Raw genomic sequence first — 24542 nt, forward strand, 5'->3', positions numbered from 1 at the left:
CTGTTACTCCACGGGATCTTCATAATGGATCGAGCAGGATCCTGATTCGCATTCGTTCTTCGTGCCGAAGAATTTTTTTGAGATCCAGTACCGGTTTTTGGCGACCACCGCATACCCCTTCCGCCATAGATTCGCACTGCCCGGGATGTGCAGCAGCGGGGCAAGTGGCCACAACATCGGCAATCGACGTGACAGATAACGGACCGCGTCGGCGCCGCCATGTCGATTGTCGTTCGAGTCGACGACGTACATTTGGGCCATGAGCTCGTCGTGATTCAAATCGGGGTATCGCTCGGCAACGCGTTCGTCGTGCAGCGATAAAAACGCCAGCCGCTGCTGGCCGAAGTCCAGCTGATGCATCCGCCGCGCCGCTAGCGAGCAGGCATTGCACTTGCCGTCATAGATCACCACGTCGCGATCGGAATACTCATCTGGGTCCGGCAATCCCCCTGCGGCGGACGACGAGGCACTCGTGTTGTCGGAAGCAGGCATAGCAATGAGAGGCGACAAAGAGGGACTGAAACGATCGGAGATGCCCGCAAACGTCGATTACGCGAGCAGCACACCGTGGATTACGCTGACTGAATCTCGAGTCTAACCGCAATCGCCACAAACGGGAAATCAAGACCGTCGATTTTCACCCCATGGGGATCAGGGGCCCTTGGTGCTGTTGATTCCCCACAAGTTTGCTCCCCCGTGTGCTTGTCACACGCCGAAGCGACGTTTTCAAATTAGAAAAACCGCGGTATCGACGCGAGTTCCCCTGTCAGCTTGTCTGACAGGAAACCAAGTCGATCAACTTTGCTGTCATGCGGGGCAAGCCCGCATGGGAGCGGGGGTGAATGCTCCATCTTGATCTAATCACAAAACGGAGATTCCTGTCAGACAAGCTGACAGGGGATCCGGTTTTGTGGGGAATGACCAGCTCGTCGCCCTCCCACCTAAGAGCCCAACTGGCCGTGGCCACCCGCTCAGCAGAAACCTAGCGCCAGCGGCAGAACTCCGCTACAATGCGACAAGAGCCAGGTGATCCGATTCGCCCAGCACACTGGCTCGTCCACTTCCAGGGAACCCTCCGAATGTCTTCCGATACCGATACCATCGTGCTGAGCAAAGTCCGTCAGGCGCAGCGACGAATGATCGCGGGGCAGTTCGGTCGGAGCTTGAATCGCACTCTTTTCGTGAGTCTGCTGGTCAGCACGCTTGCCATTGGCGCGATGGCAATTGTTCCGCTGCCGCAGCTCTGCGCAGCAATGGGCATGGCGCCCTCTGCAGACGGTACTCCCACGATCGAACCGGGCCAGTGGATTGTGGGTTGGCTGGTGGGGACGGTCGGGATCGCGGTGGCCGTGGCAGCCCTGCATGCATGGTGGCGCGCCCCGTCGCTGAAAGAAGTCGCCGCGGAAATCGATCATCGCTTTGATCTCCACGAGCGACTGAGCAGTTCGCTGGCCGTTTCCCAGACCGATGGCAGTCCGCAGTCCTTCGCCACCGCCCTTCGTGACGACGCCGCCCGACAAGCCGAGTCAATTCGAATTGCCGATAAGTTCCCGCTACGAGCTGGGTCCGCGGCTTGGCTGCCCCTCTCGATCGTGCCTATCCTCGCTGTCATGATCGCCGTGGTGCAACCGGCGTCGACTCCCGCCGAACAACTCGCCAACTCAGTGGATTCGGCTGAGGTGCGTCAGGTCAAAACCGTCGCAGCGGAGCTGAAGAAGCGAGTTTCGCAGCAGCGCCGCACCTCCGAAGCCAAGGGCCTTGAAGAGGCCCGAGCTCTGTTCGAGAACATGGAACAGCAACTCGACCAAATCACCAAGAACGACTCACTCGATCGCAAGGACGCCTTGATCCAGCTCAATGATATCAAGGAACAGATCGAGGCTCGTAAGGGAAGGCTTGGCTCGCCCGACGATATGCGTAAGGCCCTCGCCCAGATGAAGGGCATCGGCGGTGGTCCGGCCCAGAAGATTGCCGATCAGATCCAACGTGGCGATTTTGGCCAAGCGGCCGAGGAGCTTCGTAAACTCGCTGAAAAGCTCAAGGACGGTCAACTGAGTGAACAGGAAAAGGAAAAACTCGCTGGCCAAGCCAAACAGCTCGCCCAGCAGATGAAGTCAGCCGTTGAGCGACATGAACAGAAAAAACAGCAGCTGCAGCAGCAGATAGAGCAAGCCAAACGCGAGGGCCGCAGTGAGGATGCTGCTAAGTTGCAACAGAAACTCAATAACGCCCAAGCTGCTGATGCTCAGATGCAGCAGATGCAGAACATGGCTCAATCGATGGAAAATGCCGCCGAAGCGATGCAGCAAGGCGATACGGAATCTGCAGCCCAAGAAATGGAGGGAATGTCCGAACAACTCGGTGAGATGCAGAGCGCGATGAGCGAACTCGAGGATCTACAATCAACGCTCGATGATCTCGCACAGTCCAAGAACCAGATGAACTGCCAGAACTGCAACGGTCAAGGTTGCGAGCATTGCATGGGTCAAAACGGCAACGGGACCGGTGGTCTGCAGGCGGGCAGTGGCTTGGGGCCAGGACCGGGCGAGGGTGACGATTCCGACCAAGACACCAATACCTACGACAGCAAGGTCCAAGGTGACGTCAAGCGGGGCCGAGCCGTGATCACCGGGTTCGCCGATGGCCCCAACCGAAAAGGCATCACTCGAGAAACCATCAAGAATGTGATCGAAGCCTCGATGAGCGAGGAAGAGGACGCTCTCGATGACCAATTGCTGCCGCGTGACGAACGGGACCAAACTCAACAGTATTTCGATAGTTTCCGCGACGGAAGTTAACCGCCCATGAAATGGAATTGGATCTCGATCGCGTTGGTAGCGTGCCTGGCCGGATGGCGTGGGCTATGGTTAGCCGCCGGCGTGCCCGATACGACAGCTACCGCAGACCGGGTCCGGCAGGTGATCGAGACGCAGATCGGATCGACCGCGGCCAAGGAGGCGAACGATACGCCGTGGCGAGTCTCCTTCGCTCCGGTAGGGCATCACACCATCAACACGCCGAGCTCGTTCGAGATCGTTCCCGTCGGTACGGACCTCTGGGACGCGAGTTTACCCGTTTGGATCACTCCCGGCCGCGATCGCCAGCCGGGATGGGCGGGATGGGATGACAACGACAACGGAGAAATTGATGACTCCGGCGAACTCGGCGCCGCGTGGAGCGACGACTTCTGCGTCGTGCAGATGCCGGCGGATCCGGCACCGGATGGTCGTGTGCTCGATCATGGAGCGTTTCGCCCGCTCCCGCCCAACGACGAGCATGGAGCAATTGGCGAGGGGAGAGTCACACACGAGGCAGGGGCCATCCGCCAGCGATTCGACGTCCGCTACATCCGGGACGCACCGTAGAAAAAGGCGGCGGAAATTCCGCCGCAGATCAACGCAACTGCGAGAATCTTCCAGGTGCCTTTTCCGTATTTGAATGGGAATACGAACAGGTAGAGAATCGTCAGAGACAGCAGTCCCTGTTTGGTATCCGAGCGAAAGGCCACGGTGATCAGACTCAACAGGGCACCGAGAGCTACCAGCAAGAACGCCGATCCACCCAGATTCATGAACATCTGCATGGGGTTGAAGTTAATGGCTTCTTCCCGCCGAGAGGCGTTGACCGCGAGCACGGCGATCCCCATCGCACTGGCAAGGATGAACAGCACCAGCGCCAGCATCCAGGCCGGCATGCCCGATTTGCCGATCATCTCCTTCTGCAGCCGTTTCGCCTCGTCCATGTCCCGCTCGGCCTTGTCGAGCGCCATGGTTCCTTTGTCGATGTCGACACCGGCTACTTGGTGCTTCTCAAATCGCTCGCCCGTCTCTTTGTTGAACCCGCAATTGGTGCACAGCACCGCCCCTGGGGGCAGCTCCTTGCGGCAGGCTGGACAGACCGCGCCCATCTCTCGGTCCATGCCCTCTTCGGCAAAAAGATCGTCGAGTTCGGAGCTTTCCGGCATCGGTGCGGGACGTGCGGGGGCGGCAGCCCGAGGTGCAGTGGGCCGGGGTTTGGCAGGGCGGGGTTTGGCTGCTGCCCCACCGCCAGCGGGCACTTTGACCACACTCGCACAGTCGGGGCATTTAATCGCCTTGCCGGCGAGTTCGTCTCGAACCTTGAGCTGTTTGCCACAGCCACACTTCACTGCAATGGGCATGAGAATGGAGGGGGAGGAAAGTGAGAGGAAAAGAAGCAGCCGGTCGGGACTGTAATCGGGTTGAGAGGCTCTCAGCCGTTCTGAATAGGCTGTTTGTCTTGAGATCGTTGTGCCTGGCGTTCCAGGTGCGTTGCACAGCGATAGCAGTATTCGGCATCGCGGTGGTGACGTGGAGCGGCGCATTGCGGGCATGCACGCAACTCCATCGCCTCGCCACTGCGTTGCAGTGTGAGTTCGGAGCTGACGAATCCTGTCGGTACAATAATCAAACTGTAGCCGAGCAGAATCAATACGGCTGAGATAATCTTACCGATCGTGGTATGAGGCACAATATCGCCGTATCCGACCGTTGTCATCGTCACGATCGCCCAATACATCGATTGGGGAATCGAGGTGAAGTCGCTGTCACGCGGATTGTCGACCATCACCGTCTCGATGTGGTACATCAACGCTCCACTGATGGTCACGGCAACCATCACCACGGACAAAAACACGATAATTTTGTCCCGGCTATTCCAGATCGCATCGGCCAACTCATCGGCTTGGCTCATCATCCGCCAAAGTTTCAGAACACGAAATACCCGCAACAAACGCACGCTGCGGAGAATCGCAAACGACTTCGCCGAATCGCCGACAAAGAACACGAGATAGCTCGGTAGGACACTGAGCAGATCCACAATCCCCCAAAAACTCGTCGCGTAGCGCATGGGATGTCGGACGCACGACAGCCTGGCGACGTATTCCAACGTGAACAGAATCGTCAGCCCCCACTCGCCCGCGATCAACCAAAAGGGGGTGCGTTCGGGAACAGTGGTCTCGCCGGTGTTGACGAGTTCGCCGTCAGAAACGGCGGTCTCGATGCCCTGATACTGGGGCAGGGTTTCGACCGAAACCAACACGACACTCGTGATGATCGCGACGAGCAGGCCGATATCGAAGGCTCGGCCTGCCGCTGACTCGGCTTCAAAAATGATGTCATACATTTTCTGCCGAATCCCGGGCTGCTCGGGACGCTGCATCACCCGTCTTCTCGCCGCCCGCCGCATCACTGCCGAGGAGCTTTCAAGCGACGGAGGGGAGGACGGATTCGACATAGGCGACGCCAGTCAATTTTTGCTGCCTATGGGCAGCGGGGACTACATGGGCAAGCGTTGCGGGGAAATCTCGCAGCGGGCTTCGATGATCTCAAAATGATGCTGCAGGTGACCGGCGGCCAACCACGCGATCCCACGCGGTGTCAGCGGCTGTGAGTCGACCCGGCCGACCTGGTCCCAGGCGGCGGGAACGATCCGGCCGAGCAAAAGCAGATTCGCCTGCCGGAGATTGCCTAGCTCACTGATCAAGTGGGTGAGGTTACCCAGCCCAAAGCGGGCAGCGGCGTAGGCATTCTCGTCCCACGCGGGCAAGTTCGTGGTGTCACCCGCCGCGATCCGCAGCATCCGGTCCCCCCAAATTCGCTCCGCATCGACGCAGTGTTCCATCACCTGACGAACGGTCCACGTGTACGGTGCGTGCTCACGATCGACGAGCTCAGCCGACAGACAACTGCCAAGGTCACAGATCCAGTAAAGTTGGTCGGCGAGCACTTTGAGCACGCAATCACCATCCACCTTGTCGACGTAGGAGCGGTGAATGGGCAGCGGCAAATCCTGCTCACTCGGTCGTCGTGACTTGCGGTTCATCGATGAAAGCTTTTCCTTGCTGGTCAAGTTGTCTGTTACGCAAACAAACCTAGGCTACCACTCCAATGGGTGATTCCGTAGATGATAGCCGATGCGGATGCCCGCTGGGTTCGTCGTGAGGTTGGGACGCTCAGTTTTCAAAGTCGACGACTTCGAGCCCTTCGTGCTTCTCAATCAGTTCATCGATTGTATCGTACCCGATGCTCGTATTGGCCACGTTGAGATACTGCAGATTGGGTAGGCTCCCCAATTGAAGGAAGCCTTCATCGGTGAACTGAGTCCCGGCCACATTGAGCCGCTCGAGAGCAGTCAGTTTCATGAGCGTCGGCAGACACTCGTCGCTGACCGATGCCGATTTCAAATTGAGCTCTTTGAGCTTGGTCAGATCACCGAACGCGGCGACCGTTTCGTCGTTTGTCTTGGTTTCCCAAAGACCGAGATAGGTCAATCCGGTGAGTTTGCCAACCAATGCGATGTCTTCAGGCTTGGCCAATCGACACTCGCTCATGTCGAGGAATGTGATCGTCGGCATCGACGAGAGTACCTCGAGTCCTTTGCGGTCGAGGGACGAATCACGCAGTTCGACGCGGGCCAACTTAGGGTTTCCCTTGACATGCTCGATCCCCTCGCCGGTCACGTCACATCCGCGCAAACGAAGTCGCTTGAGATTCGTGAGGTCCTTGATCAACGCCAGTCCCTCATCGTCGACCTTGGAGTAGTCACCCTGCAGTGACGCCAGTGACGGCATCTTGCCGAGCATCGCCATCGTTTCATTACTGATCGTGGTGCAGTAGTTGAAATTGATCGACTTTAGCTTCAGTGGAGAGAGCTGAACCAGCCCCTTGTCGGTGACCTGCGACTTTTCCAACTGCAAATCCTCGAGCGAACTTAGCTTCGTCAGCGGTGCCATTCCGGCATCGCCAATGTTGGTGTTCCTAAGATCGATTGCCCGCAGTTTATTCAGCCCGGTGAGCTGTTGGAGGCCTTCGTCGGTGACGGCGGTGCGGCGGAGTTGGAGTGCGATGAGATTGCTGAGTTTCCCGATCGTCTCGAGCGACTTGTCGCTGATCGCGGCGCCGGTGAGGTCGAGTCGCTGCAACTGCTTCAAGTGGGCAAGGTTCTCTATTCCCTCATCGTCGACAGTGGGTCCGATCAATGCGATCGAAGTCACGCTGGGGACCCCCTCGAGTTGGCCGAGCACGTCCTGGATCTTGTCATTGCCACCACTGATCTCAACAACGACGCCGTTGCTATCCTTGGTGACATTGAATCCAGATTCCTCGATCGCTGCGACCGCTACCGGCGAATCCGGCTCGACTTGGGGAGCCGCCGGCTTGCTGGGCACTGCGGACTTCGGGCTCGTCTGGGCACTCTTCTCCGGAGCCGGAGGAGTCGATTCGCGGCGACAGCCCGTGTGGACGAGGGCGGCGGGAACGAGCAGGAGCAGCAAGGTGGGAAGGGGATGCCGGATCATGGCGGTGGGGTCTCGCAAATGCAGAGTGGAAGTAAAACGCCTATCCGAAAAGGGAGCGGACCCCTTGGGAGGCGAGTCGTTGGTCGTGCGGGTTCACGGCCTCACCGGAGAGGGGCACACCCTGCCTGGGGTGAGGCTCACGTGGTCGCAACAGCGCCATAACTTAGAAGCTATTGCTGAAAACGCAACGTGGCCAATCGGCGGCATCCCTCAACATCGTCGCAGCAGCGGCAGACTTGGCGAAGGGACCGCTGGCACCTTGTCCCGAACCTCCTGGCACGGCCCGAAACGATGATTCTACCCGGCGATCTCGCAGGCTTTGTAGACAACCTGCGCTCGCTGGAATCCAATCTGTTCATAAAGACGGATTGCTGAGGTATTGGCGGTGGTCACCTCCAGGTGCATCTGATCGATCCCAGCGGCCTGGAACCCGGCAGCGGCTCGGTTGATGAGAAGTCGCCCTAAACCACGCCCGCGATGCTCAGCGATGACACCAATGTTTTGGATCACGCCCCATCCCTCAGCCTCCAAACCCTGGATCGTCCCCACCGGCATTCCACGTCCGCCCGGTCGGTCGTGGTAGCGTAGTAACCAGGTGGAACCAGGCACAAACGTGGCCCGGGAGCTGATCTCACGCATCAATCGCAGACATCCATCGCGGCGACCCAGACAGGGAAACACGTCGGCGTCGATCTCGCTGCGAAAACTCTGGTACTTCGCCTGGGCATGATCGCGAATCAAACCCTCCTCGAAACCGACAAATTGATAGCCGGCGGAGGCCAAACTCTCTTGATCCCATTGGGCACGAAAGACGCGCAGATCCAGCTCCATTCGGTAGCGGCGAAAATAAGTCATGCCCATTCAGATCCCCTTTCCCAAACGTGGCCTCTGCACAACACTGAGAACCTCGACTCAGATGGCGAGCTGCATTCTACCACATGAGTAAAACCGAAACTGGATTATCTATTTGCCTTCTATGACGCCTCGTCCATCGACATCGCCCGATAAAAACGCATGTTTTCCGCCACTGTTGGACCGGGCGCTCGTCCTGACTGGGCCCACGGCGTCGGGAAAAACAGCGTTGGCGGTACGGGTCGCACAAGCCATGCAAGATCTGCCGGTTAATCCGGTGCTGGCCAACGGGGAGACACCGCCGCAAATTGAGATTATCTCACTCGATTCGATCGCGGTCTACCGGCGGATGAACATCGGCACGGCGAAGCCATCGGCCGAGGAGCAACAGAGCGTCGCCCATCATCTGATCGATGTCGTCGAGCCCGATCAAGAAACGAGCGTCGCCGAGTACCTCGCGACCGCCCATGAACTCGTCGACCAAATTCACGCACGCGGCAATCGCCCGATGTTCGTCGGGGGCACGCCGATGTATTTGAAGGGCATTTTGCGGGGATTCGATCCCGGCCCGCCTGCCGATGAGGCGTTCCGAGCGGCGGTGATGGAAGATGTCCAGCGACATGGCGCCGCAGCGCTGCATCAAAGGCTCGAGCAAGTCGACCCGTTGTCAGCATCGCGGATTCAATCGCACGACGTGCGACGAATGATCCGGGCACTCGAGTTCGCCCGCCAAACGGGAACACCGATCAGCCACCGGCAACAACAGTTCGATGTCGAGCGCCGACCCGACGAGGGACTCGCCTTCGTCCTGCAGACACCACGCCACGTGCTGCACCGGAGAATCGCGTCTCGAGTCGAGGAGATGTTTGCCAGCGGGCTCGTCGATGAGATCCGAGCCTTGGTCGCAGACTACCCCGCCCTGTCTCGGACGGCCGGGACGGCGGTTGGCTACCGAGAGGTGCTGCAGAGCGACGAGTTTCGCCAGTGGTTGGCTGAGCCACAGACGAAACCGGATTGGTCGGCGGTTGCTGAACAAGTGCTCTTCCATACCCGGAGACTCGCCCGCCGCCAAGAGACATGGTTTCGTTCCATGGGCGAGCTCCGCGGCATCGCAACACACTGTGAAGACGAGGAAAATCGGCGACCGAGCGAGACATTGGTGCAGGAGATGGTAGGTGCCATAAAAAGCCACAGTGTGTGGACCCACACCGCCCGCTGAAGAGGTCATGCACTTTCAAGTGTTTGTGCTAGGGCGACCGCCGTGAGAGCTGCCAAGGCGTCTGCGGCCCTGCGTCGGAAGGCCGCGTGTACACAATGCGGTCGTGCAGCCGATTGGTGCGACCTTGCCAAAATTCGATCTCGACCGGTGTCACCGCATATCCGCCCCACTTTTCCGGCAGCGGGACGGTCGTATTGGGCGGGTACTTTTCGGCCAGCTCAGCCATCCGCTGCTCGAGGATCTCACGCGACTCGATCGTCGACGACTGCGTGCTCGCGTGAGCACCGAGTTGGCTCTCGTAGGGGCGAGATTGAAAATAGGCCGTCGAAGATTCTCGATCCGTGCGTTCGGCCCGCCCCGACACGAGCACTTGACGCTGCAGATGCGGCCAAAAAAAACAGAGACTCACGTTCGCATTGGCCGCGATCTGGCGACTCTTGGTGGACTCGTAACTCGTGTAGAAAACGAATTGTTTCGAGGTGATTCCCTTCAGCAATACCGTGCGGCTGGTCACATCTCCCGCTGCGGTCGTAGTCGAGAGTGTCATCGCATTGGGCTCGAACCAGCCCGGGATGCCTGCCTCCTGGGCAACGGACTCCCTGGTGACCGGATGGGCATCGTGGGGGCGTCCGGTCGCTTCGGCAAACCAGAGTTCGAACTGAACCAGCGGGTCGTCGTGGACGTCCTGAATATCGAGGCCACCGAGCGTGTAGTCTCGCCGCATCTGGTCGATACGCGCTGGTTGCGGAGCTTCGTGGGGCGATGAATTCATGATTTATCCTAAAAATCCAGGTCGAGGCTCGCTCCCCATCAGGCTGGGGAGAAAGCATTTTCAATGAAACAAAGATGCTTTGGCGCGCCAATTGCCCCTTATCGGAATTGTTGTGAGGGTGCCTGCCAAGGTGGCTCACACAGCAATTCTCTTTTTCTATTGAGGTTCTAACGTGCGAAATTCCCAAGTGGGCGATCTGTTGGTAGCGACGACTGAGGTCGACGGTACGGTACTCAATCGCGGCGTGTGTTTGCTCGTTTATGAGGACGAGGAGTCCGCAGTAGGCGTGATGCTCAATCGGCCCATGCGATTGTTTCAGTCTCCCCAAAACCAGGAGCTGCCGGGCGAAATCCAGCTGCCAAACTCGAATCCGACGAATCGCCTGTCGCAATTTGAGACGCCCGCCGAGGCGGATGCAGTTGATTTCTCGGGCGATGAGGCCGCGGACGACGCACCCGATTCCGTCAGCTCGCCCAATTCTCCAGCCGAGCACGCTGTCGCGTTCACGGGACCCTCTGGGGATCCTGAGGCGGGTGAGATCCTCGCAGGAAAATCGTTGTATTTTGGTGGCCCACTCTCTGGACCCGTCGTGGCGGTGCACGGCGCCGAGCACCTCGCTGAAGCCGAGGCGGGCGAAGGGATCTTCGTGGCCGCGCAGCGCGACTATCTCGAAGCTCTCTTGCAAGCCGAACAGCCGGTGCCCTATCGGCTGATCGTTGGCCATTTGGGCTGGTCTCAGTACCAATTGTCCAACGAGATTGAAGACGGCGTGTGGCATCGGATCCGTGCGACCAATGACATTCTCTCCACCGCCGATGAATGGCTGTGGCCAAAACTGATTCGCGCTGCGACCGCAGGTAGTGTTTCGCGTTGGTTGGGGACCGAACACGTTGCCGATGCTCATCTACTCAACTAAGATCATCGTTATTGCGTGACGTCGATTCGCTCGGCGTCACCCCTCCTCCACCCATCTAGCTAGTAAATACTCCTGTGTCTGAGCGCCCGCTGTCTGGTTTTTCTTCGCGTGGTCGCTCACGCGATGAGGATGACGAAGAAAAGAAGAAGCCGTTTCGAATCCAGAAGAAACGTTTGGGCGAAATCAAATACATTCGCGATGATGGTGAGTTCGGTTTTATCCAAGCCGAAGATTTTCGCGAAGACGTGTTTTTTCACAAGATGTCCTGGGACGGCGATCCGCGCATCGTCCCCCAAAACGAGATGTACGTCGAGTTTGAACTGGACGACGATCACTATGAAGCGACCCAGAAATTGCGGGCGAAGGTCGTGCGTCCAACGCACCGTCCGTCTGGTCGCAAACTCAAGGCCAGCGACTCGCCCTACGAAATAGTCTTCCACCACCCGCGTGCCCGTCGCAAACGTCCCACGTGGCGCGAAGACAGTGCTGACGACGGCTCTTAATCAGTCCATTGAGGCGTTCTCGATGGGAGCCGGCCCCGCTGAGCAGGTGCGGACGTTTCCGGTGGTATTCGCCACGCTCAAACGGCTAGCTATTTTCGCTACCGCCCTCGACGTAGAAAAGCTGGTGGTGACTTGCAAATCGGCTCGCCCCCCCCATGGACGCAGTTCACCTGGCGGTTACTTGAACTCTTCATCAAAGGCCGCGAAATCGTCCGCTGCCACAGCGTCACCGGCAGGTTGGTCAGAAAATTCTTCCGCACCCTCGAATTCCTCCACCACGTCCTCGTCTTCCATCGAATCGCTATTTTCGTAGCTCTCATCAAGCGGCTCTTCGGTCACCGCTGGCGGATCTTGATTTCGCTTCTCCAGAACAGCCGCGACGGTGAACGCGATGATCAGAACGAGAGTAAAAACAACCCAGCAGATGAAGAGAATCATGGGCGAGGGGCGGCAATCGAGGAGAGGAACCGAATTGGGATACGTCGCAGCGGGCGTCAATTTCGTTCAACGAAACGAACAGGTTCGGCACGCGAGCAAGCCTGCCCGAGCCAACGTGAACCGTTCTGTCGCTGCTGACAGCCGTCCATTCTAATCCAAACAATACCTCCCGTAGTGAAAAAATGCCGCTCGACGTCCTCTACGAAGACAATCACCTGCTCGTCGTCAATAAGCCCGCTGGATTAGCCACGATGGGTGACGGCGACCGGGCTACCTTGCATAGCCTAGCGGGGTCCTACCTGAAGGAAAAATACGAAAAGCCCCACGGCGTGTACGTGGGCATCGTCAGCCGTCTTGATTCACTCGTCTCTGGGGTGATCGTGTTGGCCCGGACCAGCAAAGCGGCTGCGAGATTGAACGCCCAGTTTGCCGGCCACGCGCGCGACCTCAATAGCAAGACCGGCAAACCAGCGGGCGGAGGCGAGCCAGCGGGGGGAAAGAATCGACCACCTTCGATTCGGAAAACCTACCTGGCGGTCGCTCGAGCTGAGCCACATCGTAGCGCGCCATTGGCCGATCGAGGCCAGCTCGATGATTTTCTCTACAAGGACGATGACGCACACCGAATGCGAGCCGCACGAACCGTTCGCGAGGACGCGAAAGCCGCGTCGCTGTTGTTTCAAACCTTGGCCTCGAGTGATCACAGCAGTGTGCTGGCGATCGCCCCACTGACGGGGCGGAAGCACCAGATCCGTGTCCAGCTGGCGGCGCGAGGATGGCCAATTCTCGGCGATCGCAAGTACGGCAGCCAGACGCCATGGCCAACCGGGATTGCCTTGCACAGCCACCGGCTGACGATCGAACATCCAACACGGCGCGAGCCGATGACATTCGTCGCTCCCCTGCCCGTGGACTGGAACCGCGTGCGGTCCCGCGAACTGCTCGCAAAGATCGATGCACTGAGCTGGTAAGCAACGCACGATCAATTTCTGTCGCAGTGGACGAGGCGACGAGTCCAAAGCCGCAGGACTCGTCGCCTCGTCCACTACTAAAACCGAAACATATTCATCGTGTGTTGCTAAGTTCCCGTTCTTACGCGGTTCATCGGCATGTTGCTTCGGCGAGACATTGACGCAGGTACTGCAGTGCCGCCTTGGCGATCCGAGCGTGCACGATGCTGGGGTGTCCACCAATGTTCTCGGTCTGCGACGTCAACCTGCCGTCGGGATGCCCGACTGAAAAGGTGACGTCCGACGCGGGCGTGACGTCGTTTTTGAGCCGATTCAGATCGGGGTACGCATCGACGACAACCATCCAGTCCGCTGTGAAACGCTCGCCAATCTTCTGCACGCAGTCCTGGTGCGTAGCGTCAGAGGTATCCAGGCCGGCGAAATGTCGCAGTTCCGCATTGCCAACCAATGACAAACCACCGGCAAGGACAGGAGAATCCCCGAGGGCAGCGAACCAATCGCCCAGTGGGGCCGCGTGGCCGAGTTCGATCACACACAATCGCTCGTTTCGGTCTCGCAGTTGGGCATCGACGGCATGCTGCTGTTCGAAGGTTTCGCCATCTCCAAAATACAGATCACCGACACGCTGCATGATCTCCTGATGCGTCGTTGCGATCATCGCCTCACACTCGGCGACACTGTCGGCGAGCGCCGAGATGCGTAGCGAGATCGTTGCTGCACTGACGGTGATCCCCACCCGAGGTTGCCGTTGGCGAGAAATCATCTCGCCCAGCCTTTGTTCCATATCACTTTCGCCCAGTCCAAAGAACTTCATCACGCTGTTGCGAATGTGCTTGCCCCCCTCAGCGATAGAGAGAATAGCGGGGGCAACCGAATCATCGAACATTCGCGTCATCTCGGCGGGCACGCCTGGCAGAGCAAAGATCCGTGAGGTCGACCCGTCCGGCCGTGTGGCGACGACGTCGACACCGGGTGCGGTGCCCTGCGGATTGAGAATTGGATTGGCCCCGCGGGGAAACATCGCTTGCCTGCGGTTTCGCTCCGGCATCTGACGCCCGCGGCGAGTGAACATGGCTTCAATTCTGGCGAACGAATCCGCATCGAACTGCAGTGGCATGCCCAGCGATTCGGCGATCGCTTCACGGGTCAGATCATCACGCGTTGGTCCGAGCCCACCTGTCGCGACGACGAGATCGGCACGCTGCACAGCGATTCGAAAGACGTCGATGTTGTGCGACAAAGTATCGCCGACCGTGCTATGGAAGTGAACCTCGACCCCCAGTTCCGCCAGCCGGCGACTGATCCATGCCGTGTTGGTGTCCAGCCGAGAGCCGCTGGTCATTTCATCACCGATCGAGATGATTTCTGCAGTGAGATGAGCCATAGGAGTGCACGATTGCTGAAGGTGGATGGGATACGGCGTGAGCGGAAACTACCTTGCCGGGGCGACAAGCGGGGCTCGGCAGTTTACGCTCTACGACTTCGTAGCGGAACTCACGGCAATGTTCCCTATGGCAATGCATTCGATAAGGTAGTTTTTTCTCCATGCGATCCGATTCACGCGCCCATTGGACACTGGGTTATTGCACGAATATTCATGCGGGTACCGAGGTTCCCCAGATCTGCGATACGCTCAATGACATCTCCGCCGAAGTCGCTCGGCGGTGGCAGTCAAAGGATCGCCTCGGTGTGGGACTATGGTTACCGCAGCCCGCCTGCCGGACGCTGCGACGACAGGGCATGCCGCCGCTCGTCGAAGCGATCGAGCAGAACGATCTGTTGGCATACACCATCAATGGTTTTCCTTTCGAGGACTTCCACAAAGAACGCGTCAAGCACGACGTCTATCTCCCCACGTGGTGGACGGATGCGCGTGTTTCGTTCACGCGTGATCTTGCCAAAGTGCTCGCCGAACTACTGCCCGAGGAAACCACGACCGGAACGATCAGTACTCTACCGATCGGTTGGCCGCGGCAGGTTGACGAATTCGAATCCGATGGGGGAGAGCCCCGTTGGAGGGATGCCAGTGAAGAGGAGGTGCATCATGCGGGTACTAACTTCCGCCGTCTGGCCGAAGACCTGCGGATGCTAGAGAATCGTACCGGCAAGCGGATCATCGTTGCCATCGAACCCGAGCCCGGCTGTCTGCTCCAACGCTCTGAAGAACTCGTCGAGTGGTTTCAGACCCAGCTGCCCGACCCCACACACCGGCGATACATCGGTGTCTGTCACGATGTCTGTCATTCCGCCGTGATGATGGAAGATCAACGAGCGACGCTGCAACAGTACGCCGATGCCGGCATCGTGCTGGGCAAGATCCAAGTCAGCAGCGCGATTGTTGCCGATTGGCAGTCGATTGATCCCTCCGATCACGCCGCCACCCTCGAACAACTACGCTCCTTCGCCGAAGACAGATACCTGCACCAAACCGGGCGTCAGCTCGCCGACGGTGGATTCGAATTGGCCGAAGACCTCCCCGAGCTTCTTGACCAAACCACCGTAACTCCCGTGACCGATCGACGCTGGGTCATTCATTTCCACGTGCCCGTGTTCATGAAAGAATTCGGGTTCTTGAAGACCACGCAGGACCAGATCGGTGAGACTCTCGACGCCGTCGAGCAGCTCTCGGCCTCTCCGTCCCAGGAAACATCGTCCCATCGCCCGCTCGAATTCACTGGGCACCTGGAGGTGGAAACCTACGCCTGGTCCGTCCTTCCCGACGAGATGCGTTCTGGCGATTTGGCAGTCGATATCGCCCACGAACTCGACTGGGTCGACGATCTACTTTGATCATGCCTCCTGCGAACCCTCACTGATCTCCTCCTACCCCGCGCGCGCCCGGGTACCCCCACCATGAACCGAGGGCCTTACCGGGCGTCGCTTTATTGAGCCGAGACGTGCAAGGAGCGCGGGAACAATACGTGTCGTATTGGACGAAGCATCGAGCTGTTGGATACCCAGAAGTATCCCGTCGTGAATGATCTTCCACCCCATCCGGGGTTAGCGTTTGCTTTTGGCGACCTATCAGGTGGTGTTCGCTGACGCTCAAACCACCGGCTATTTTCTTCAACGCCTTCGGCGTAGGAGAATTTGTGGAGGATCTCCAGCTCGTCGACTTGTCGACCACAGAAAAGCTTTCGAAAAATTCGCCACTTATTGAACACGCATTGCTAAGTGGCCGGATAGACGCCACCACTCGGGGCCTTACGGCCAATGCCATCTACTTTCGACCGCGAAGCGGTCTTGGTAACCCGCTGCGTCAGCGAAGATCACTTGTTCGCCACGCAAAACACTGCATTTTCCTCGCTGATGCGTCGGGCTACCATCGGCTTTGACGTGAGCTGGCGCCAACGGCAGGGGATGTGTCGGCCTCCGGCCTGACAACAATTGCAATTGCTCGGCCAGGCTGCGTTGGGCCAAGTGCATTGGATCTCCCCACGCTCAACGTGGATGCCCCCCATTTTTTTGCACGTGCCGGTTCATTACGGTATGCTGGGTCGGTCGCGTAGAAGGCGGACGAGCGATTTAGCGGGGTGCTTGGCCTCGCAACACCAGCCTTTTGGGTGACTCAGAAACCACTGCCGCAGACTGCTGCGGTCCCACCTTAGCGCTGAACCACTGCTGAAATATGCGTGCCCACCTCAAAATTTTGATTGCCTCCTGGACGTTCCTCACGGGAGCCACGCTCCCCGGCGGGATCGCCGTCGCCCAATCCGGCGACCCGACGAGTGCAGCAGGACACGCTGCTAAAGTTAATTTCTTTGAATCAAAAATTCGTCCTATCCTCGTCGAACACTGCATGGAGTGCCATGCTGCCGATACTGAGGCGAGTGGCGGTCTGTTGCTCGATTCACGTGACGGTTGGCAAGCCGGCGGCGATTCAGGATCGGCGATCACGGTTGGAAAATCGAGTGACAGTCTCCTGATGCAGGCGATTCGCTATGACGACCCGTATTTGCAAATGCCGCCCGAAGGAGCTTTGCCAGCGAGTGTGATCCGGGATTTCGAAAAATGGATCGACGACGGCGCGACCGATCCTCGCGAGGCAACGGGGACCGAAACGCAGCCTCCTTCGTCCATGTCGGTCGAAGATGCTCAACAGCACTGGGCGTATCAACCGCTACCCGAAAGCAGCGAAACGACTGGTTCGAAGGGATCGCGAATCGACGAGCTGCTCAACCGTCAGTTAGCGGAGTCCGGATTGACTGCGGTTCCCGCTACGAACCATGACGCACTGGTACGACGTTTGACTTTTGATCTAACAGGGTTGCCTCCGCACGGCGACGACCGAGATAAGAATGTCTCTTACGACGAGACCGTCGAGCGTTTGTTGGATTCCCCTGGTTTCGGTGAACATTTCGCCCGGAAATGGATGGACGTCGCACGGTATGCGGAGTCGATCACGCTGCGTGGATTCATTCTGCCTGAGGCGTGGCGATATCGTGATTACTTGGTCACCGCTTTCGCCGAGGATCGGCCGTTCGATCAGATGATTCGCGAGCAAGTTGCGGGCGATCTGCTGCCTCATGACAGCGTCGACCAGCATCAGACGCAGTCTGTCGCGACGGGATTCCTGACCTTAGGAAACACGAATCTAGAGAAGCAGGATAAGGACCAATTGGAGATGGATTACATCGATGAGCAATTGGAAGTCATCGGTCGTGCTTTTCTAGCGCAAACCATCGGTTGCGCCCGGTGTCATGATCATAAGTTCGATCCAATTCCAACCAGCGATTACTATGCCCTGGCGGGCATCATGAGCTCAACGGTGGCCCTCAAGCATTCCAATGTGTCGAAGTGGGTGGAGCGGCCCTTGCCGATTCCCGAGGACGAAGCGGCCCGTTTTGATGCGATCGCGAGTCAGCTGGCGGCGACTGAGCGCAAGTTAACTGCAGCTCAAAAAAATTCGAACACCAAGCTGGTCTCCGGTAAACGCAGCATCTCTGTCGCCGATCTCGCTGGCGTGGTGGTAGATAGTCGAGACGCAGCTCTCGTCGGTCAGTGGGTCGAATCGACGTCTGTGGGGCGATTTGTTGGCAGCAGTTATCTTCACGACAGAGCAACCGGGCAGGGCGAAAAATCCGCCACCTTCGAACCACCTTCCCTGACGCCTGGCGATTACATCGTGCGGATGGCCTACACGCCTGGGGCGAACCGAGCCAGCAACGCGTTGGTCGGAGTGTTCAGCGCCGACGGTGAATCCAAACTCCGTATCAACCAGCGGAAGAAACCATCGCAGGAAGACACGTGGATCTCACTGGGCACGTTTCGATTTGAGCAGGATGGCCAAGCGTTCGTTTTGGTCAGTAACGAAGCAGCCAATGGTCACGTGATCGCTGACGCGGTCCAGTTCCTGCCGGTCGCATCGCTCGCAGACGGGTTACCGAGCGAGGATGCCGCGGAGAATGCGAACGAGCCGTCCGCTGAGCAGATTGCTGAGGCTAAGCTCCAACGTGAGATCAAGAGCCTCCAGGCAGAGAAGGCCGAACTCGAAGCTGAACTCGGCAAGCGTCCACGCTACATGACGCTGATCGAGAATGAGCCGCCGCAAGACATCGCGATCCACATCCGCGGCGACGTCCATCACTTGGGCGAAGTGGTACCCCGAGGCGTGCTAACAGCCATTGGCGAGACCCCTGCGATTGCGGCGCAGTCCAGTGGACGACGCGAGCTCGCCGATTGGCTCTCGTCGGCAGACAATCCACTGACCGCACGAGTCTACGCCAATCGAGTATGGAGTTGGTTGATGGGGCGCGGCCTTGTCGCCTCGGTCAACAACTTTGGGACCACGGGCTCGTCGCCAACGCACCCGGAACTGCTGGATTGGCTGGCCTCTGAATTGATACGCAGTGGCTGGTCGACCAAGCACTTAGTACGCACGATCGTGCAATCGGAGGCCTATCGTCGACGCTGCCTTTCTCCAGAAGATCAACAACGCGACATCGATCCCGACAACAAACTCTATTGGTGCGGCCAGACTCGGAGACTTTCGGCTGAGCAAATTCGCGACGCGATGCTGGCGATCAGCGGGGAACTGGACCGGACCCAGGGCGGGTCGCTGATTCGTCCTGGCACCCGATCGGATTACGGGTATCAGCATCAATCGACGCGGCGAAGTCTCTATCAACCCGTCTTTCGCAATTCATTGCCCGAGATGTTTGAAGCCTTTGATTTCGCTGACCCAAGTGTCTCGGTGGGAAACCGTTCACAAAGTACCGTCGCGACGCAGGCACTCGTGCTGATGAATCATCCTTGGGTCGTGGAGCGGGCAACCGCGGCCGCTGATCATTTTCGTTCACAGAGCAATCTTAGCGATGATGAGACGTTAATCGAAGCGCTCTATCAGGAGTGTTTCTACCGATCGCCGACACCAGAGGAGATCGCCACCTGCCGAGCGTTTTTGCATCGCCACGGTGATCCCAAGGATGACGAATCGATGGAGTTGCTGGTGCACGCAATGTTCGCCTCGCTCGATTTCCGCTATCTCGAATAGGACTCGACATGCTTCCATATTATTCTGGCCGCCGTCAAATGCTGCAGGTTACTGCGTGCGGCTTTGGGGCACTCGCAGCGAACTCACTGTTGGCGGGTTCTCAATCACCCGCCGCCGCCGATCTCGCTCCGACGCTGCACCATCCACCGCGAGCCAAACGGATTATCTTCCTGTTCATGCAGGGCGGAGTCAGCCAGGTGGATTCGTTCGATTACAAGCCGTTGCTGGCTGATCGCGATGGCGAGAAACTCACTTTCGACGATTCGCGTCAATTGGCCAAAACCGGTCAGGCAACCCAACACCGTCTAATGCGATCGCCTTGGAAGTTTCGACGCTACGGCGAATCCGGACGCTGGGCCTCGGAACTCTTCCCCAATATGGCCGAGCACATCGATGAGATGTGTATGTTGCATGGGATGCACACCGAAGGCGTGGCCCATGGTCCGGCTACGCTGTTTCTGCACTGTGGCGCGACCAACTTTATCCGTCCCTCGTTCGGATCCTGGGCACTCTACGGCTTAGGCAGTGAAAACCAAAATCTCCCCGGTTTCGTTTCGATCGCCCCATCGGTGGGCAATGGCGGAGCGAGGAATTATGGCAGTGCCTTTCTACCGCCTCAGGTTCAAGGCACGGCATTGGGCAATGCCAACGGAGGGCCCTTGTCCATCGACAGTCTGACACGTGCAGGTCTGGGGGATCGCGATCAGAGTGAGCAGTTTGCGTTGCTGCAAAAACTCAACCAATGCCAGCTGCAACGCCGTGGGCCTCATGACGTTGAACTAGAAGCCGCCCTCGAGTCTCACGAACTCGCCTGGCGGATGCAAGGCGTCGCACCGGAAGTGCTCGATTTCTCCACCGAAACAGCCCACACGCAGAACATGTATGGGCTCAACAATCCGAAAACGAAACGCTATGGCGAACGCTGTCTTCTGGCCCGTCGGCTCTGTGAAGCAGGAGTCCGGTTCATCCAAGTCAACTATGGTGATAACTCTGCCAACCCAGCTTGGGATCAACACTCCAATCTACCCAAACACGCCGATCATGCTCAGGCTGTCGATCAACCCATCGCCGCACTGATGCAGGATCTGAAACAGCGTGGTCTCCTCGAGGACACCATCATCTGGTGGGGTAGTGAGTTTGGACGCACGCCCTATGCGCAAAACAATGGGACCGGTCGAGATCACAACCCACGCGGATTCACTGTCTGGTTAGCTGGCGGCGGATTCCAACCGGGCCGCTCGCACGGTGCCACCGACGAGTTTGGCTTTCAAGGCGTTGAAGGCCGCGTTCACATGCACGACCTCCACGCCACTCTTCTGCACCAACTCGGACTCGATCACAAACGTTTGACATTCGAACACGCCGGTCGTAACTTCCGCCTCACCGACGTCCACGGCCGGGTCGTCCAAGACGTCCTCTCTTGAGCGATCCGGTCAGCTACGACAATGCCCGTCGTCAGGCGAACCGTGCTCAATAGATGGCGAGTCTCACGCGAGCCGAAGAAGGAAGAAGATGAGGGCCACATACTGTGCATTTAAACGCGTTTGGAATCCGATGCCCCGTGGCGAGAAAAGGTAACTAAGCAACACACGATGAATAAGTGTCGGTTTTAGTAGTGGGCGAGGCGACGAGCTGTTGATTACCCGCAAGTTTTCCTACGCCGAAGGCGTTGAAGAGAATAGCCGGGGGTCGAGCGCACGCGAATACCACCGGATACGCCGCGAAACACACGTGCCAAGCCCGAATGGGGTTGAAGGTCATTCACGACGAGGTCTGCGACCCACTTCGGGGTCGACGCTCCATCTTCAACGAACAACCGTAGGTGGCGATGCGCTGACCTACGACTATTTTCTATCATCCCTTTCGGGATACTTGTGGGTAATGACCAGCTCGTCGCCTCGTCCACTACGACAGAAATTGATCGTGCGCTGCTAAGCTGGGGTTGAATCACGTTCGCAGAGCCCGCCTCTGGCAAGTGGCTGGATCACCTTTCGTATCCCGAGATCTCGGAGCACAGTGTATGTTTTCGTTCAAGTCAATCTCGCTAGCCGCTACTCTTGCTTTCGCCACCTTTATGTTGGCGTCCGCCACGTCGGGGCAGAACTCCGGGCCGGACTCGGCGGCTCGGGTTCGAGAGCTTCTCGCGGAGAAACGCGACGTTCTTGCGAGCAATCTCACGTATGCGGAAGCGCAGTTCGCGCAGGGTGTGTTCCACGGTCGCGACGTGCTTGACGCGCAACTTCAGTTGCTTCATGCGGAGTGGATGCTCGCCGAGTCCGCTGCTGAGCGAGTTGAGATTCGAGAGAGTATCGTGGAAAACCGCCGAACCAATGAGTCTCAGTTAGCAGAACGGTACCTAACCGGAGATGTGAGCTTTCGTGAGAAAACCGACGGCGCTGTGGCGAGAATTGACGCGGAAATTGCGCTCGTGAAGGAAGTGAATCGCAGGTCCGATGGGACCGAGTAACCATGCGGCGATGGTGTTGACGGAGGTGCGGTGGACTGCTCGATGCGGTCTCGTGTCAGAGTGCCAGTACGAACGAAACAATTGCTGTGAAGAACGTCCTGCGACGGTAAACAGTGCCCACTATGGTCGCGAATCCGGTCCCTGTTTTGGCCCATCTCCATATATTGTCCCAGCTAAACACTCAATCGATTTTTCGGCATCAACGGCAGGTTCTCCTCCGTAGTGATCGACTGAAGGAAGCCTAACTCTGGTTGCTCTTGGTGCCTCGCGGAGATGCCCTTTTAGCGCGCGTTGCAAACTATGATTTCACTTATCCCTGGCCCAGGCTCCGGCCAGAATCCGTGTATAACCTGCGGTCGTCTGCTGCGACGCGGCCTCGAGTCATGCTCACGTTGAGAGTCCAGTCACGCAGCAGCCCCCCCTTTTCCCAGTACGCTTGCGAAACGATCACGACACCATGCTAAGACACTTGAAACGCTCGTCCTTGGTCCTCAGCTCGATGCTCTGTATGTCGTGCGGTTCTGGAACGATCTACGCGCAAGGTTCCCCCAGTTCGGACTGGGTCGACGAGGCGATACCACGGTTGAAGGCCATCTACGAGGACGGTGAGTTAAGCCCGGTTCCGTTCAACGCGCAGTGGCTCCCCGACAGTTCCGGATACACGATGCGGGAGCGTGAACCCGAGACGGACAAGATGGTTGAGTGGAAGTACGACGCTCAGAGCGGCGAGCGAACTCGCATGCAATCGTCGAGCGACACGATCCCAACTCGAGAACGCTATCTCTCACCGAGTGGAGACCGAGTAATCGCGTTCCGGAAGGGAAACCTCTCTGTGCGCGATCTCGAAAGCGGAGATCGCACGGTTTTGATGAAACGACCCAGTGATCGGGATATCCGATATCGCAATCCGATGTGGAGTCCCGATGGACAACATGTTTTGTTCGTCGAATCCGATTCGACCGACGTGCGACAACGTTCTGTGCTGCTTCCCAGCGACCCCAGCTATCCCGACGTGCAGGAGGTCCGCTTTGCCAGAGTAGGCGGGAAAATCCCTTCGCTGCGCGCTGGTGTCGTGGATTCGAGCGGTGGCGAAGTGCATTGGTTGCCCATCGACGAACCTGAGGAGGGATTCTATCTCGGTCAAGTGGAATGGGCTGGTAACTCGGAGGAAGTGCTCGTTGAAACACTGAGCCGGTTTCGCGACACACGTGAGTTCTACCTTGTTCCCATCGAGGGTGATGCGAAACGCATCTACAGTGAGACTAATTCGGCGTGGGCAATCGGGAGCCAGGAGATCAGCTCCGGTTTGGATTGGATTCGCGACGGCAGTGCGTTCGTCGTCTACAGCGAAAAGGATGGCTGGCGACATGCGTTCCTGTACTCTCGCGAGGGTGAGGAGCTAGCGGTGTTGACTCCAGGCGAGTACGACATCATCGATCGGGCCGTGGCCGATGAGAATACAAACCAACTTTACTTCTATGCGTCGCCGGATAATGCGACGCAGAAGTATCTGTACAGCGTGCCTCTGGATGGAACGGGCACACTGCAGCGAATCACTCCCTCGGAGCCAGCGGGTACGCACGAATACGACTTCTCGCCCGACGCGAGTCTTGCTTTTCATACATTCTCGACGCTGGACTCGCCGCCTGTCGTCGACCTTGTCGAATTGCCCACCCACCAAGTCATTCGCGTGCTCGAGGATCAAGCCGAGCTGAAAGCGAAGATGAAGAAGATCGTTTCGCATCCGACTGAATTTCTGCAGATCGATATCGGTAACGATATTTCACTCGATGCCTGGATGATCAAACCAAAGGACTTCGATGAAACCAAGAAGTATCCTGTGTTCGTCTATGTGTACGGTGAACCTTATGCTCAGACAGTGCTAGACAAATGGGGCGTTGCACAAATCGACTTCAGCCGCGTCGTCGCTGACATGGGATACCTTGTCGTCTCGATTGACAACCGAGGTACTCCGGCGCCAAAGGGCGCGGCATGGCGGCGTAGCATATTCGGCAGCCTGGGGCCACTCTCGACCGAAGAACAAGCCGCGGCACTGAAAGAATTGGGCCGCATGCGACCTTACGTTGATGTTTCGCGGGTGGGGATCTGGGGATGGAGTGGTGGTGGTTCCAATACGCTCAATGCCTTGTTCCGTCAGAGCGACCTGTACGATGTGGGCATCGCAGTCGTTCCCAAGCCTCAACCACACCTCTACAACGCTTGGTTTCAGGAGATATACATGCGGACTCGCGAGGTGAATCCTGAGGGCTATGAACGCTCCGCCCCGATCAACTTTGCCGAGGGGCTCGAGGGCAAGCTATTGATGATTACCGGAACTGGTGAAACCAACACTCACATCCAGATTATCGAAGGCTTGGTCGATCGCCTGATTGAGCTTCGCAAACCGTTCGACTACATGGTCTACCCCAATCGCGACCATGGCATGCGTGAGGGAACGGGAACTCAGGTGCATCTAAGGATGTTGATCATTCGTTACCTGATTGAGAATCTGACACCGGGACCGAAGTCACAATCGGCAGATTGACCGGATACGTTCGAAAGCGAACCCAGCCCAGTTGACTGGGCTGGGAAGCGA

At 57.9% G+C, this 24542-nt stretch carries 20 protein-coding genes; 11 read left to right on the forward strand and 9 right to left on the reverse strand.

The annotated features are described in order from the left end of the window. Nucleotides 1-3: 3 nt before the first annotated feature. A complete protein-coding gene (locus tag CA85_RS02090; protein WP_146389618.1) occupies nucleotides 4-492 on the reverse strand; it encodes a thiol-disulfide oxidoreductase DCC family protein in 489 nt (162 codons plus the stop codon). A 587-nt stretch (nucleotides 493-1079) separates the two neighbouring features. Between CA85_RS02090 and CA85_RS02095 the strand changes: the two genes are divergently transcribed. Together CA85_RS02095 and CA85_RS02100 are read left to right on the forward strand one after the other, a co-directional pair. Then, the gene (locus tag CA85_RS02095; RefSeq protein WP_146389619.1) at nucleotides 1080-2798 is read left to right on the forward strand and encodes a hypothetical protein; all 1719 of its coding nucleotides are present in this window, start codon (nucleotides 1080-1082) and stop codon (nucleotides 2796-2798) included. A gap of 6 nt (nucleotides 2799-2804) precedes the next feature. Next, nucleotides 2805-3365 (forward strand): hypothetical protein, encoded by a 561-nt coding sequence (locus tag CA85_RS02100; protein WP_146389620.1) that lies wholly within the window; start codon nucleotides 2805-2807, stop codon nucleotides 3363-3365. Here CA85_RS02100 and CA85_RS02105 read toward each other — a convergent pair. From CA85_RS02105 to CA85_RS02125, 5 genes are all read right to left on the reverse strand, one after another. After that, entirely contained in the window at nucleotides 3344-4159 is an 816-nt protein-coding gene (locus CA85_RS02105) for a zinc ribbon domain-containing protein (RefSeq protein ID WP_146389621.1), read from the reverse strand. The genes CA85_RS02100 and CA85_RS02105 overlap by 22 nt on opposite strands. A 71-nt stretch (nucleotides 4160-4230) precedes the next feature. Continuing rightward, on the reverse strand, nucleotides 4231-5253 hold the full coding sequence (locus CA85_RS02110) for an ion transporter (protein WP_146389622.1): 1023 nt from the start codon (nucleotides 5251-5253) through the stop codon (nucleotides 4231-4233). Between the two features lie 42 nt (nucleotides 5254-5295). Then, nucleotides 5296-5841, reverse strand: coding sequence for a DinB family protein (locus CA85_RS02115; protein WP_146389623.1), 546 nt, complete (start codon nucleotides 5839-5841; stop codon nucleotides 5296-5298). 130 nt (nucleotides 5842-5971) lie between these two features. Next, a complete protein-coding gene (locus CA85_RS02120; protein WP_146389624.1) occupies nucleotides 5972-7315 on the reverse strand; it encodes a leucine-rich repeat domain-containing protein in 1344 nt (447 codons plus the stop codon). Nucleotides 7316-7612: 297 nt separating this feature from the next. Continuing rightward, nucleotides 7613-8176: a GNAT family N-acetyltransferase gene (locus CA85_RS02125; protein ID WP_146389625.1), complete on the reverse strand. Its 564-nt coding sequence runs from the start codon at nucleotides 8174-8176 to the stop codon at nucleotides 7613-7615. A 115-nt stretch (nucleotides 8177-8291) separates the two neighbouring features. Between CA85_RS02125 and miaA the strand changes: the two genes are divergently transcribed. Continuing rightward, a complete protein-coding gene (gene miaA, locus CA85_RS02130) occupies nucleotides 8292-9386 on the forward strand; it encodes a tRNA (adenosine(37)-N6)-dimethylallyltransferase MiaA (protein WP_146389626.1) in 1095 nt (364 codons plus the stop codon). 28 nt (nucleotides 9387-9414) lie between these two features. On the opposite strand, the gene pdxH is transcribed toward miaA, so the two are convergent. Further along, nucleotides 9415-10158, reverse strand: coding sequence for a pyridoxamine 5'-phosphate oxidase (pdxH, locus tag CA85_RS02135; protein ID WP_146389627.1), 744 nt, complete (start codon nucleotides 10156-10158; stop codon nucleotides 9415-9417). 172 nt (nucleotides 10159-10330) lie between these two features. Between pdxH and CA85_RS02140 the strand changes: the two genes are divergently transcribed. Beyond that, nucleotides 10331-11074 carry a YqgE/AlgH family protein gene (locus tag CA85_RS02140; RefSeq protein ID WP_146389628.1) on the forward strand — a complete coding sequence of 248 codons (744 nt, stop codon included), beginning with the start codon at nucleotides 10331-10333 and terminating at the stop codon, nucleotides 11072-11074. Nucleotides 11075-11148: 74 nt separating this feature from the next. After that, a complete protein-coding gene (locus CA85_RS02145; RefSeq protein WP_146389629.1) occupies nucleotides 11149-11577 on the forward strand; it encodes a cold shock domain-containing protein in 429 nt (142 codons plus the stop codon). Nucleotides 11578-11754: 177 nt separating this feature from the next. Here CA85_RS02145 and CA85_RS02150 read toward each other — a convergent pair whose 3' ends face one another. Continuing rightward, entirely contained in the window at nucleotides 11755-12075 is a 321-nt protein-coding gene (locus tag CA85_RS02150; protein WP_222435384.1) for a hypothetical protein, read from the reverse strand. A 122-nt stretch (nucleotides 12076-12197) separates the two neighbouring features. Between CA85_RS02150 and CA85_RS02155 the strand changes: the two genes are divergently transcribed. After that, nucleotides 12198-12986 carry an RluA family pseudouridine synthase gene (locus CA85_RS02155; RefSeq protein WP_146389631.1) on the forward strand — a complete coding sequence of 263 codons (789 nt, stop codon included), beginning with the start codon at nucleotides 12198-12200 and terminating at the stop codon, nucleotides 12984-12986. Between the two features lie 130 nt (nucleotides 12987-13116). On the opposite strand, the gene CA85_RS02160 is transcribed toward CA85_RS02155, so the two are convergent. After that, a complete protein-coding gene (locus tag CA85_RS02160) occupies nucleotides 13117-14370 on the reverse strand; it encodes a competence/damage-inducible protein A (RefSeq protein ID WP_146389632.1) in 1254 nt (417 codons plus the stop codon). Between the two features lie 161 nt (nucleotides 14371-14531). On the opposite strand from CA85_RS02160, the gene eboE reads away from it, so the two are divergent. From eboE to CA85_RS02185, 5 genes are all read left to right on the forward strand, one after another. Further along, nucleotides 14532-15776 (forward strand): metabolite traffic protein EboE, encoded by a 1245-nt coding sequence (eboE, locus tag CA85_RS02165; RefSeq protein ID WP_146389633.1) that lies wholly within the window; start codon nucleotides 14532-14534, stop codon nucleotides 15774-15776. Nucleotides 15777-16614: 838 nt separating this feature from the next. Further along, on the forward strand, nucleotides 16615-19479 hold the full coding sequence (locus CA85_RS02170; protein WP_146389634.1) for a DUF1553 domain-containing protein: 2865 nt from the start codon (nucleotides 16615-16617) through the stop codon (nucleotides 19477-19479). A gap of 8 nt (nucleotides 19480-19487) precedes the next feature. After that, nucleotides 19488-20903 carry a DUF1501 domain-containing protein gene (locus CA85_RS02175; RefSeq protein ID WP_146389635.1) on the forward strand — a complete coding sequence of 472 codons (1416 nt, stop codon included), beginning with the start codon at nucleotides 19488-19490 and terminating at the stop codon, nucleotides 20901-20903. Nucleotides 20904-21499: 596 nt separating this feature from the next. Then, complete coding sequence (locus CA85_RS02180; RefSeq protein WP_146389636.1) at nucleotides 21500-21946, forward strand: hypothetical protein; 447 nt, start codon at nucleotides 21500-21502, stop codon at nucleotides 21944-21946. A gap of 508 nt (nucleotides 21947-22454) precedes the next feature. Then, a complete protein-coding gene (locus CA85_RS02185) occupies nucleotides 22455-24491 on the forward strand; it encodes a S9 family peptidase (RefSeq protein ID WP_246112414.1) in 2037 nt (678 codons plus the stop codon). The last annotated feature ends 51 nt before the right edge of the window (nucleotides 24492-24542 follow it).

It is taken from the genome of Allorhodopirellula solitaria, assembly GCF_007859855.1.
Lineage (GTDB): Bacteria > Planctomycetota > Planctomycetia > Pirellulales > Pirellulaceae > Rhodopirellula > Rhodopirellula solitaria.

Bases quoted from the DNA above. Each gene is read 5' to 3' on its own strand.
- CA85_RS02090 (WP_146389618.1), bottom strand. From the start codon at position 492: ATGCCTGCTTCCGACAACACGAGTGCCTCGTCGTCCGCCGCAGGGGGA.
- CA85_RS02095 (WP_146389619.1), top strand. From the start codon at position 1,080: ATGTCTTCCGATACCGATACCATCGTGCTGAGCAAAGTCCGTCAGGCG.
- CA85_RS02100 (WP_146389620.1), top strand. From the start codon at position 2,805: ATGAAATGGAATTGGATCTCGATCGCGTTGGTAGCGTGCCTGGCCGGA.
- CA85_RS02105 (WP_146389621.1), bottom strand. From the start codon at position 4,159: ATGCCCATTGCAGTGAAGTGTGGCTGTGGCAAACAGCTCAAGGTTCGA.
- CA85_RS02110 (WP_146389622.1), bottom strand. From the start codon at position 5,253: ATGTCGAATCCGTCCTCCCCTCCGTCGCTTGAAAGCTCCTCGGCAGTG.
- CA85_RS02115 (WP_146389623.1), bottom strand. From the start codon at position 5,841: ATGAACCGCAAGTCACGACGACCGAGTGAGCAGGATTTGCCGCTGCCC.
- CA85_RS02120 (WP_146389624.1), bottom strand. From the start codon at position 7,315: ATGATCCGGCATCCCCTTCCCACCTTGCTGCTCCTGCTCGTTCCCGCC.
- CA85_RS02125 (WP_146389625.1), bottom strand. From the start codon at position 8,176: ATGGGCATGACTTATTTTCGCCGCTACCGAATGGAGCTGGATCTGCGC.
- miaA (WP_146389626.1), top strand. From the start codon at position 8,292: ATGACGCCTCGTCCATCGACATCGCCCGATAAAAACGCATGTTTTCCG.
- pdxH (WP_146389627.1), bottom strand. From the start codon at position 10,158: ATGAATTCATCGCCCCACGAAGCTCCGCAACCAGCGCGTATCGACCAG.
- CA85_RS02155 (WP_146389631.1), top strand. From the start codon at position 12,198: ATGCCGCTCGACGTCCTCTACGAAGACAATCACCTGCTCGTCGTCAAT.
- CA85_RS02160 (WP_146389632.1), bottom strand. From the start codon at position 14,370: ATGGCTCATCTCACTGCAGAAATCATCTCGATCGGTGATGAAATGACC.
- eboE (WP_146389633.1), top strand. From the start codon at position 14,532: ATGCGATCCGATTCACGCGCCCATTGGACACTGGGTTATTGCACGAAT.
- CA85_RS02170 (WP_146389634.1), top strand. From the start codon at position 16,615: ATGCGTGCCCACCTCAAAATTTTGATTGCCTCCTGGACGTTCCTCACG.
- CA85_RS02175 (WP_146389635.1), top strand. From the start codon at position 19,488: ATGCTTCCATATTATTCTGGCCGCCGTCAAATGCTGCAGGTTACTGCG.
- CA85_RS02180 (WP_146389636.1), top strand. From the start codon at position 21,500: ATGTTTTCGTTCAAGTCAATCTCGCTAGCCGCTACTCTTGCTTTCGCC.
- CA85_RS02185 (WP_246112414.1), top strand. From the start codon at position 22,455: ATGTCGTGCGGTTCTGGAACGATCTACGCGCAAGGTTCCCCCAGTTCG.